Raw genomic sequence first — 11,307 nt, 5'->3', positions numbered from 1 at the left:
CGTCCTGTCAACCGAGTCACGCCCAGCCGGCGTGCACCCGCACGACCGACGCCGAACAACACACACCGCGCACAGCCACCCGGGAGAGCAGCCCCATGACCTCGACAGCGCACCCCGAGCCCCTGTGGCAACCCGACCCGCAACGGATCGCCACCGCGCGGATCACCCGCTTCCAGGCATGGGCCGCTGAACACCACGGAGCCCCGGCCGACGGCGGCTACGCCGCACTCCACCAGTGGTCAGTCCGCGAGCTGGAGACCTTCTGGCGCGCCCTCGCCGAGTGGTCGGGAGTCCGCTTCTCGACTCCGTACGAGACGGTGCTCGCCGATTCCGCGATGCCCGGCGCTACCTGGTTCCCCGGCGGCAGCCTCAACTACGCCGAACACGCACTGCGCGCCGCCGACGAACGCCCCGACGCACCCGCGCTCCTGTGTGTGGACGAGACGACCGAACAGAAGGCCGTCAGCTGGGCCGAACTCCGCCGCCAGGTGGGCGCGCTCGCCGCCGAACTCCGTGCCCTCGGCGTGCGACCGGGGGACCGGATCAGCGGCTATCTGCCCAACATCCCCGAGGCCGTCGTCGCACTCCTCGCCTCCGCGGCCGTCGGCGGTGTCTGGACGTCCTGCGCCCCCGATTTCGGCGCCCGCAGCGTCCTCGACCGCTTCCAGCAAGTGGAACCCGTCGTCCTGTTCACCGTCGACGGCTACCGGTACGGGGGGAAGGAACACCGACGCACGGACACCGTCGCCGAACTCCGCAGGGAACTCCCCACCCTGCGCGCGGTCATCCATATCCCACTGCTGGGCACACCAGCCCCCGACGGCGCCCTCACCTGGAGCGATGTCACTGCTGCCGCGGTGGAACCCCACTTCGAGCAGTTGCCCTTCGATCATCCGCTGTGGGTCCTCTACTCCTCCGGCACCACCGGGCTGCCCAAGGCCATCGTCCAGTCCCAGGGCGGCATCCTGCTCGAACACCTCAAGCAACTCGCGCTGCACTGCGACCTCGGACCCGATGACCGGTTCTTCTGGTACACCTCCACCGGCTGGATGATGTGGAACTTCCTCGTCTCCGGCCTGCTGACGGGCACCACGATCGTTCTCTACGACGGCAGCCCCGGCTACCCGGAGATCGGCGCCCAGTGGGGCATCGCGGAACGCACCGGAGCCACCTTCTTCGGGACCTCGGCCGCCTATGTCATGGCCTGTAGCAAGGCCGACGTCCACCCGGCGCGCGACCACGACCTCTCCCGCGTCTCCTGCATCGCCACCACCGGCTCACCCCTGCCCCCCGACGGCTTCCGCTGGATCCGGGACGAGTTCAGCCACGACATCTGGATCGCCTCCGTCAGCGGTGGAACCGACGTGTGCAGCTGCTTCGCCGGCGCGGTGCCGACCCTTCCCGTGTACGTGGGCGAGATCCAGGCCCCTTGCCTTGGCACGGACCTCCAGTCCTGGGACCCGCACGGCAAGCCCCAGATCGACGAGGTCGGCGAGCTCGTCGTCACCCAACCCATGCCGTCGATGCCCCTGCGGTTCTGGAACGATCCCGACGGCAGCCGCTACCACGACAGCTACTTCGACATGTTCCCCGGCGTCTGGCGACACGGAGACTGGATCACCCTCACCGACCGCGGTTCGGTCATCATCCACGGCCGCTCCGATTCGACCCTGAACCGTCAGGGTGTACGCATGGGCTCGGCCGATATCTACGAAGCCGTCGAGCGCCTTCCTGAAATCAGGGAATCGCTGGTCATCGGCTTGGAAGAGGCCAACGGCGGCTACTGGATGCCGCTATTCGTCCAACTCTGCGACGGAGCCGAACTCGATGACTCCCTTCGTGACCGCATCAAGCGGACCATCCGAGAACAGCTCTCACCGCGCCATGTGCCCGACGAGATCATCCAGATCCCCGCGGTACCGCACACCCTCACCGGCAAGCGTCTCGAAGTCCCGGTCAAGCGCCTCCTCCAAGGCACTCCGCTCGCCAAGGCGGTGAACCCTGGCTCCGTCGACGATCCCGAACTGCTTGCCTTCTACGCCGAACTGGGCCGCGCCAGAAACGGCTGAGCGCCCGCCCCAGCCGGCGATGTCAGTGCCGCCCTCTACGGTGAGTCATGAGAAGTGACGCAACGCAGGGGGAAACGGGGAATCATGGCACACGACGACACCACCAACAGGGACACGCCACGAGCGGGCCGCAAGACGCGCGGCCCCCGTGGCGGCCCCAGGGCCACGGACCGACCCAGGAACCGGACCTCGCCACGACGGGCCCTGCGGCAGGAGGCCGTCACCACCGTCGGGGTCATCGCCGACGACGTCGACTTCCGGGCCATGCGCCGCTATCCCACCTTCGCCTTCGACGACCACCGTGAGTACCTCCGACACCTCCAGGCCCTGCTGCGTTCCCAAACGGCCGGGGAGCGGCACACGAGCGTCGTCGTCTTCGACCCGGAGGACTTCGCCGCCTTCTGCGCCGAGCAGGACCTGGACCCCGACACCCCGCTCAGCCGCAGTCGATACACAGCACACGCCGCCGACCTGTTCGGCACCCTGGCCTACGGTGGCGAACCACTCGACAGCCTGCTGCCCGAACTGATCGACCGGTCCGTGCGCCGTGCCACCCGGCACTGCGCGTCCGGCCTGCTCGCCGATGCGGGGGAGTGCGCCGACTGCGGACGCCACATCGGCAGGGCGGCCTTCGACAAGGCATCCCGGGCACTGCGACGCCTCCTCGACGCCGCCGGCCCAGGCAGCCACCACCTGGTCTGCAGCGTCCCCACACCCAGCGGGCAGATCTTCGCCACGCTCCACGCCGAGGGCCCGGCCGCCACAGCTCCGCCACCCATGGAGCCCGATACGGCCGAGGTCACCGAGTTCGCGACCGTCCTCGCGACGGGAATCGCCCTCGACACCACCGGGGGGCTCGTCCTGCGCACCAAGACCCCGGCCGCACCGGACCGCCTCCACGGCTGGCGGCTCCATCGCGGCCGACTGATCCCCCTCACCGAGGCCCAGGTCTTCAGCGCCTACTGCACGGACATCGAGACCGGTGAACCGATGCCGCCCGAGCCGGGCGTCGACTACCGCGCGGGATTCCACATCCCGGGCGACGATCCGGAGACCCACCACTGAGAAACACGTCGGAGGGGGTCCCGCCCAAAAGCAGGCAGGACCCCCTCCGCTCCATGCACCTACTCGCCGGAAAGAACACCCTGCGCAGCGGTGCGGGCCTCGTCGGCCGTGTCCGTGGCACGCGCGGCTGCCGCCGCCCGTTCGCACTGGGCCAGCGTGTAGGTCGCCAGCGCGGCCCTGACATAAGGAATCGCCGCCGCCCCCATCGACAGCGACGTCACCCCCAGGCCCGTCAGAACACAGGCGAGCAGAGGATCGGACGCCGCCTCACCACAGACGCCACAGCCCTTCCCCTCGGCCTTCGCAGCCTCGGCCGCGAGTGCCACCAGATCGAGCAGCGCTGGCTGCCACGGATCCTGGAGCCGGGAGACCGCTCCGACCTGGCGGTCGGCCGCGAACGTGTACTGCGCCAGATCGTTGGTGCCGAGCGAGAGGAACTCGACCTCGCGCAGGATCGACCGAGCCCTCAACGCGGCCGACGGAATCTCGACCATCGCCCCGTACTTCGCCCGTAGCCCGGCCGCCCGGCACGCCTCGGCGAACGCCCGCGCGTCGATGCGGTCCGCCACCATCGGCGCCATGACCTCCAGATGTACGGGCAGCCCTTCGGCCGCCCGGGCCAGCGCCGTCAGCTGGGTCTGCAACACCTCCGGATGGTCGAGGAGGCTGCGCAGCCCCCGCACACCCAGCGCGGGGTTGGGTTCGTCCGCCGGGGTGAGGAACTGCAACGGCTTGTCGGCCCCGGCGTCCAGTACCCGTACGACCACCCGCCCCTCGGGGAAGGCGTTCAGCACCTGTCGGTACGCCTCGATCTGCTTCTCCTCCGACGGAGCCTGCTCGCTGTCGTCGAGGAAGAGGAACTCGGTGCGGAAGAGGCCCACGCCCTCCGCGCCGGCAGCAAGCGCTGCCGATACGTCTCCGGGGCCGCCGATGTTGGCCAGGAGCGGCACCTTGTGTCCGTCCGAGGTGGTCCCGGGCCCGCTGGACGCGGTCAACGCGGCCTTCCGCTCGGCCGCCGCCCGCTCAAGAACGGCACGCTTCTCATCGCTCGGCTCCACGAAGACCTCACCGGAACTGCCGTCGACGGCGATGAGTGTTCCCTCGGCCAACTCGCCCGCGCCCGGCAGCGCCACCACCGCGGGAACTCCGAGTGCCCTGGCCAGGATCGCGCTGTGGCTCGTCGGCCCACCCTCCTCGGTCACGAAGCCGAGCACGAGCGTGGGGTCGAGCAGTGCCGTGTCCGCGGGCGCGAGGTCCCTGGCGATGAGTACATAGGGCTCGTCACTGTCGGGCACACCGGGCATCGGCACCCCCAGCAGTCGGGCCACGATGCGGTTCCTTACGTCATCCAGGTCGGCGACCCGCCCGGCCAGGTACTCCCCGGCACCGGCCAGCAGCGCCCGGTACGAGGCGAAGGCGTCGTACACCGCACGCTCGGCGGTGCTGCCCACCGCGATGCGACGTTCCACGTCCGCCATCAACTCGGGGTCCTGCGCCATCATCGCCTGCGCTTCGAGCACGGCCTGTGCCTCGCCACCGGCGAGGTTCCCCCGCGCGATCAGATCGGCGGACACGGCTTTGACCGCCTGGTGGGCACGCCCCTGCTCGCGCTCGGTGTCCTGTGCCGGGTTCTGCTTCGCGGGCGGTTCCAGGACCGCCGTACCCATGTGCCGGACCTCGCCGATCGCCACGCCGTGGCTCACCCCGACGCCTCGCAGAGTTGTCTCCATGTCACCCGTCTTCGATCGAGCGACGGCCGTGCCGCCGCGCCTGGATGCTGCCCGCCGTCACTGCCAGTCGAAAAGCGTGTCCCCTACGTTCACGGTGCCGGTGTCGCCGTCGCCGTCCTCCACGATGTTGGAGAGGGAGTCGGCCGTGGCTTCCAATGCCACGATCGGACAGATGGGGGACTTGCCCGCCTCTTCGACGGCGACCGGGTTCCAGCGGACCATCTCCTGCCCCCGGACGACGCTGTCACCCTTGTTGACGAGCAGCTCGAACCCCTCTCCGTTCAGCTGGACCGTGTCGATCCCGAGGTGGGTCAGCACGCCGTGCCCCTCACTGTCCACGACGACATAGGCGTGTGGATGGAGGGAGACGACGACGCCGTCGACCGGAGCGACGGCCACGGAGGGTTCCCGGAGCGGGTCGACCGCGGTACCCGGTCCGACCATGGCCCCGGAGAACACGGGGTCCGGCACTGCCGAGAGGCCGATGGCGCGTCCGGCGATCGGGGACGTCACTGTGGTCATGGAGCCTCCCAGAGGCGAGGAATCGATCTCGCGCCGTCACTATGTGTATGCCGCGGCGCACTGTTCAGCAGCGTATGTCATGCGAAGTCCTATTTCCGCCCGGAACCTTCCAGGCGAGGAGCCGATGCCTTCGGGGCGAACGCGCTGTGGTGGCGATTTGCCTCGGCCTCTCTGTGCCCGGTACTGTCGGACTCCTGCCTGGGCCCGAGTCGACCTTGCGTCGAGGGCTGGCAGCGGCTCAATCAATCCCAGATCTACTTGTACTGGCTGCTTTGCATGCCTGTAAAGCATTGGTCAGCAAGTCGTAAAGGGAATGATAAAGTCGGCTCAGCCGAAAGGCGAAAAGCCCTTCCAATCGGGTGCTGGATCGAATTCGAAGTCCGGAAACGGAGTGAGAAAAAGGTCTGGTAGGGTTGGAAACGCAAGACCGGAGGGAAAAGCCCGGAGAGTCCTGAGAGGGACTTGAAGGAAGCGTCCGTTCCTTGAGAACTCAACAGCGTGCCAAAAGTCAACGCCAGATATGTTGATACCCCGTCTCTTAGGAGATGTGGTTCCTTTGAAAAAGTCCTCATGCCATTGGTTTGGTGTGGGGCGCACTACAGCGAGGACGCTGTGAACCATCCGAATATTCCTTCGGATGGTTCCGCTCTTGTGTGGTGTTTGACCCGGTTTCGGGTAGACATTCACGGAGAGTTTGATCCTGGCTCAGGACGAACGCTGGCGGCGTGCTTAACACATGCAAGTCGAACGATGAAGCCTTTCGGGGTGGATTAGTGGCGAACGGGTGAGTAACACGTGGGCAATCTGCCCTGCACTCTGGGACAAGCCCTGGAAACGGGGTCTAATACCGGATACCACCTGAAGGGGCATCTCTTCGGGTTGAAAGCTCCGGCGGTGCAGGATGAGCCCGCGGCCTATCAGCTTGTTGGTGGGGTGATGGCCTACCAAGGCGACGACGGGTAGCCGGCCTGAGAGGGCGACCGGCCACACTGGGACTGAGACACGGCCCAGACTCCTACGGGAGGCAGCAGTGGGGAATATTGCACAATGGGCGAAAGCCTGATGCAGCGACGCCGCGTGAGGGATGACGGCCTTCGGGTTGTAAACCTCTTTCAGCAGGGAAGAAGCGAAAGTGACGGTACCTGCAGAAGAAGCGCCGGCTAACTACGTGCCAGCAGCCGCGGTAATACGTAGGGCGCAAGCGTTGTCCGGAATTATTGGGCGTAAAGAGCTCGTAGGCGGCTTGTCGCGTCGGATGTGAAAGCCCGGAGCTTAACTCCGGGTCTGCATTCGATACGGGCAGGCTAGAGTGTGGTAGGGGAGATCGGAATTCCTGGTGTAGCGGTGAAATGCGCAGATATCAGGAGGAACACCGGTGGCGAAGGCGGATCTCTGGGCCATTACTGACGCTGAGGAGCGAAAGCGTGGGGAGCGAACAGGATTAGATACCCTGGTAGTCCACGCCGTAAACGTTGGGAACTAGGTGTTGGCGACATTCCACGTCGTCGGTGCCGCAGCTAACGCATTAAGTTCCCCGCCTGGGGAGTACGGCCGCAAGGCTAAAACTCAAAGGAATTGACGGGGGCCCGCACAAGCAGCGGAGCATGTGGCTTAATTCGACGCAACGCGAAGAACCTTACCAAGGCTTGACATATGCCGGAAAGCATCAGAGATGGTGCCCCCCTTGTGGTCGGTATACAGGTGGTGCATGGCTGTCGTCAGCTCGTGTCGTGAGATGTTGGGTTAAGTCCCGCAACGAGCGCAACCCTTGTTCTGTGTTGCCAGCATGCCTTTCGGGGTGATGGGGACTCACAGGAGACTGCCGGGGTCAACTCGGAGGAAGGTGGGGACGACGTCAAGTCATCATGCCCCTTATGTCTTGGGCTGCACACGTGCTACAATGGCCGGTACAATGAGCTGCGATACCGTGAGGTTGAGCGAATCTCAAAAAGCCGGTCTCAGTTCGGATTGGGGTCTGCAACTCGACCCCATGAAGTCGGAGTTGCTAGTAATCGCAGATCAGCATTGCTGCGGTGAATACGTTCCCGGGCCTTGTACACACCGCCCGTCACGTCACGAAAGTCGGTAACACCCGAAGCCGGTGGCCCAACCCCTTGTGGGAGGGAGCTGTCGAAGGTGGGACTGGCGATTGGGACGAAGTCGTAACAAGGTAGCCGTACCGGAAGGTGCGGCTGGATCACCTCCTTTCTAAGGAGCACTTCTTAACCAGTCTTTCGGGGTTGGTTCAGAGGCCAGTACATCGGCGAATGTTCGATGCTGGTTGCTCATGGGTGGAACGTTGACTATTCAGTGAGCTTGCTTGCTGGTTCATCACGAGTACTACTGCTTGATTTATTGAGTGGTGTGGAAAGTGGTGGCTGGTGGGTGGGTTTGTTGGGCGCGCTGTTGGGTGTCTGAGGGCATGGGCGATTTTTGCTTGTGTTCCTTCTGCCGGTCCCGGTGTACTCGCTCAGGTTTGGGTGGGGTGATGGGTGGCTGGTCGTTGTTTGAGAACTGCACAGTGGACGCGAGCATCTGTGGCCAAGTTTTTAAGGGCGCACGGTGGATGCCTTGGCACCAGGAACCGATGAAGGACGTGGGAGGCCACGATAGTCCCCGGGGAGTCGTCAACCAGGCTTTGATCCGGGGGTTTCCGAATGGGGAAACCCGGCAGTCGTCATGGGCTGTCACCCATGCCTGAACACATAGGGCATGTGGAGGGAACGAGGGGAAGTGAAACATCTCAGTACCCTCAGGAAGAGAAAACAACCGTGATTCCGGGAGTAGTGGCGAGCGAAACTGGATGAGGCCAAACCGTATATGTGTGATACCCGGCAGGGGTTGCGTATGCGGGGTTGTGGGATCTCTCTTTTACGGTCTGCCGGCCGTGAGACGAGTCAGAAACCGTAGTCATAGGCGAAGGACATGCGAAAGGTCCGGCGTAGAGGGTAAGACCCCCGTAGCTGAAATGATTGCGGCTCGTTTGAGAGACACCCAAGTAGCACGGGGCCCGAGAAATCCCGTGTGAATCTGGCGGGACCACCCGTTAAGCCTAAATATTCCCTGGTGACCGATAGCGGATAGTACCGTGAGGGAATGGTGAAAAGTACCGCGGGAGCGGAGTGAAATAGTACCTGAAACCGTGTGCCTACAAGCCGTGGGAGCGTCGCATATCAAGCTTTTGTTTGGTATGTCGTGACTGCGTGCCTTTTGAAGAATGAGCCTGCGAGTTTGCGGTGTGTTGCGAGGTTAACCCGTGTGGGGGAGCCGTAGCGAAAGCGAGTCCGAATAGGGCGTTTTAGTAGCATGCTCAAGACCCGAAGCGGAGTGATCTAGCCATGGGCAGGTTGAAGCGGCTGTAAGAGGTCGTGGAGGACCGAACCCACCAGGGTTGAAAACCTGGGGGATGACCTGTGGTTAGGGGTGAAAGGCCAATCAAACTCCGTGATAGCTGGTTCTCCCCGAAATGCATTTAGGTGCAGCGTCGTGTGTTTCTTGCCGGAGGTAGAGCACTGGATAGGCGATGGGCCCTACCGGGTTACTGACCTTAGCCAAACTCCGAATGCCGGTAAGTGAGAGCACGGCAGTGAGACTGTGGGGGATAAGCTCCATGGTCGAGAGGGAAACAGCCCAGAGCATCGACTAAGGCCCCTAAGCGTACGCTAAGTGGGAAAGGATGTGGAGTCGCAGAGACAACCAGGAGGTTGGCTTAGAAGCAGCCACCCTTGAAAGAGTGCGTAATAGCTCACTGGTCAAGTGATTCCGCGCCGACAATGTAGCGGGGCTCAAGCGTACCGCCGAAGTCGTGTCATTGCAGCATATAGGGCTAACGCCTGTTGTGATGGGTAGGGGAGCGTCGTGTGCCGGGTGAAGCCGCCGCGTAAGCGAGTGGTGGACGGTTCACGAGTGAGAATGCAGGCATGAGTAGCGATACACACGTGGGAAACGTGTGCGCCGATTGACTAAGGGTTCCTGGGTCAAGCTGATCTGCCCAGGGTAAGTCGGGACCTAAGGCGAGGCCGACAGGCGTAGTCGATGGACAACCGGTTGATATTCCGGTACCCGCTTTGAAACGCCCAATATCGAGCCCATTAATGCTAAGGCCGTGAAGCCGCCCTTGATCTCTTCGGAGTGAGGGGGAGTGGTGGAGCCGCTGATCCAAGGTGGTAGTAGGTAAGTGATGGGGTGACGCAGGAAGGTAGTCCAGCCCGGGCGGTGGTTGTCCCGGGGTAAGGGTGTAGGCCGTGTGGTAGGTAAATCCGTCACACATTAAGGCTGAGACCTGATGCCGAGCCGATTGTGGTGAAGTGGATGATCCTATGCTGTCGAGAAAAGCCTCTAGCGAGTTTCATGGCGGCCCGTACCCTAAACCGACTCAGGTGGTCAGGTAGAGAATACCGAGGCGTTCGGGTGAACTATGGTTAAGGAACTCGGCAAAATGCCCCCGTAACTTCGGGAGAAGGGGGGCCATTCTTGGTGATCCGATTTACTCGGTGAGCTGGGGGTGGCCGCAGAGACCAGCGAGAAGCGACTGTTTACTAAAAACACAGGTCCGTGCGAAGCCGTAAGGCGATGTATACGGACTGACGCCTGCCCGGTGCTGGAACGTTAAGGGGACCGGTTAGCTCCATTTCGGTGGGGCGAAGCTGAGAACTTAAGCGCCAGTAAACGGCGGTGGTAACTATAACCATCCTAAGGTAGCGAAATTCCTTGTCGGGTAAGTTCCGACCTGCACGAATGGCGTAACGACTTCTCGACTGTCTCAACCATAGGCCCGGTGAAATTGCACTACGAGTAAAGATGCTCGTTTCGCGCAGCAGGACGGAAAGACCCCGGGACCTTTACTATAGTTTGATATTGGTGTTCGGTTCGGCTTGTGTAGGATAGGTGGGAGACTGTGAACAGCACACGCCAGTGTGTTGGGAGTCGCTGTTGAAATACCACTCTGGTCGTGCTGGATGTCTAACCTGGGTCCGTGATCCGGATCAGGGACAGTGTCTGATGGGTAGTTTAACTGGGGCGGTTGCCTCCTAAAGAGTAACGGAGGCGCCCAAAGGTTCCCTCAGCCTGGTTGGTAATCAGGTGTTGAGTGTAAGTGCACAAGGGAGCTTGACTGTGAGACCGACGGGTCGAGCAGGGACGAAAGTCGGGACTAGTGATCCGGCGGTGGCTTGTGGAAGCGCCGTCGCTCAACGGATAAAAGGTACCCCGGGGATAACAGGCTGATCTTCCCCAAGAGTCCATATCGACGGGATGGTTTGGCACCTCGATGTCGGCTCGTCGCATCCTGGGGCTGGAGTCGGTCCCAAGGGTTGGGCTGTTCGCCCATTAAAGCGGTACGCGAGCTGGGTTTAGAACGTCGTGAGACAGTTCGGTCCCTATCCGCTGTGCGCGTAGGAGTCTTGAGAAGGGCTGTCCCTAGTACGAGAGGACCGGGACGGACGAACCTCTGGTGTGCCAGTTGTCCTGCCAAGGGCATGGCTGGTTGGCTACGTTCGGAAAGGATAACCGCTGAAAGCATCTAAGCGGGAAGCCTGCTTCGAGATGAGGACTCCCACCCCCTTTGAGGGGTTAAGGCTCCCAGGAGACTACTGGGTTGATAGGCCAGATCTGGAAGGCGGGTAACCGCTGGAGGTGACTGGTACTAATAAGCCGAGGGCTTGTCCATAGAGGCTCGCGTCCACTGTGTTGGTTCTGAAACCACGACCGTGACATTTCCGGTTGGTTTTATAGTGTTTCGGTGGTTATTGCGTTAGGGAAACGCCCGGTTACATTCCGAACCCGGAAGCTAAGCCTTTCAGCGCCGATGGTACTGCAGGGGGGACCCTGTGGGAGAGTAGGACACCGCCGAACAATCATTGTGATAAGGGCCCTGTACCGGGTAGGTATAGGGCCCTTTCGCATTTCCCAACACATTTCCC

The 11,307-nt window shown here is 62.8% G+C and carries 4 protein-coding genes and 3 rRNA genes; 5 read left to right on the top strand and 2 right to left on the bottom strand.

Annotated elements, in window-relative coordinates; genetic code table 11:
- The first annotated feature begins 95 nt into the window (after window positions 1–95).
- Both OID54_RS07320 and OID54_RS07315 read left to right on the top strand, forming a co-directional pair.
- A complete protein-coding gene (locus OID54_RS07320) occupies window positions 96–2,069 on the top strand; it encodes an acetoacetate--CoA ligase (protein ID WP_329015668.1) in 1,974 nt (657 codons plus the stop codon).
- A gap of 84 nt (window positions 2,070–2,153) precedes the next feature.
- Complete coding sequence (locus OID54_RS07315; RefSeq protein WP_329015666.1) at window positions 2,154–3,134, top strand: hypothetical protein; 981 nt, start codon at window positions 2,154–2,156, stop codon at window positions 3,132–3,134.
- A 59-nt stretch (window positions 3,135–3,193) separates the two neighbouring features.
- Here the strand turns inward: OID54_RS07315 and ptsP are convergent, their stop codons facing one another.
- The gene (ptsP, locus tag OID54_RS07310) at window positions 3,194–4,864 is read right to left on the bottom strand and encodes a phosphoenolpyruvate--protein phosphotransferase (protein WP_329015663.1); all 1,671 of its coding nucleotides are present in this window, start codon (window positions 4,862–4,864) and stop codon (window positions 3,194–3,196) included.
- A gap of 57 nt (window positions 4,865–4,921) precedes the next feature.
- On the bottom strand, window positions 4,922–5,386 hold the full coding sequence (locus OID54_RS07305; protein WP_329015660.1) for a PTS sugar transporter subunit IIA: 465 nt from the start codon (window positions 5,384–5,386) through the stop codon (window positions 4,922–4,924).
- Between the two features lie 682 nt (window positions 5,387–6,068).
- Here OID54_RS07305 and OID54_RS07300 point away from each other — a divergent pair.
- The 3 genes from OID54_RS07300 (at window position 6,069) to rrf (ending at window position 11,239) form a co-directional block, all read left to right on the top strand.
- Window positions 6,069–7,594: ribosomal RNA gene (locus OID54_RS07300) — 16S ribosomal RNA — on the top strand.
- A 331-nt stretch (window positions 7,595–7,925) separates the two neighbouring features.
- A 23S ribosomal RNA gene (locus tag OID54_RS07295) occupies window positions 7,926–11,054 on the top strand.
- Between the two features lie 68 nt (window positions 11,055–11,122).
- A 5S ribosomal RNA gene (gene rrf, locus OID54_RS07290) occupies window positions 11,123–11,239 on the top strand.
- The 16S, 23S and 5S rRNA genes sit together here, the layout of an rRNA operon.
- The last annotated feature ends 68 nt before the right edge of the window (window positions 11,240–11,307 follow it).

The organism is Streptomyces sp. NBC_00690, from assembly GCF_036226685.1.
In the GTDB taxonomy this organism is placed as follows: domain Bacteria; phylum Actinomycetota; class Actinomycetes; order Streptomycetales; family Streptomycetaceae; genus Streptomyces.
The sequence above is the reverse complement of the archived record's forward strand: the minus strand, read 5'-3'. Positions and strand labels throughout refer to the sequence as shown.

Excerpts from the sequence above, each read along its gene's own strand:
- OID54_RS07320 (WP_329015668.1), top strand. The coding sequence starts at position 96 with ATGACCTCGACAGCGCACCCCGAGCCCCTGTGGCAACCCGACCCGCAA.
- OID54_RS07315 (WP_329015666.1), top strand. The coding sequence starts at position 2,154 with ATGGCACACGACGACACCACCAACAGGGACACGCCACGAGCGGGCCGC.
- ptsP (WP_329015663.1), bottom strand. The coding sequence starts at position 4,864 with ATGGAGACAACTCTGCGAGGCGTCGGGGTGAGCCACGGCGTGGCGATC.
- OID54_RS07305 (WP_329015660.1), bottom strand. The coding sequence starts at position 5,386 with ATGACCACAGTGACGTCCCCGATCGCCGGACGCGCCATCGGCCTCTCG.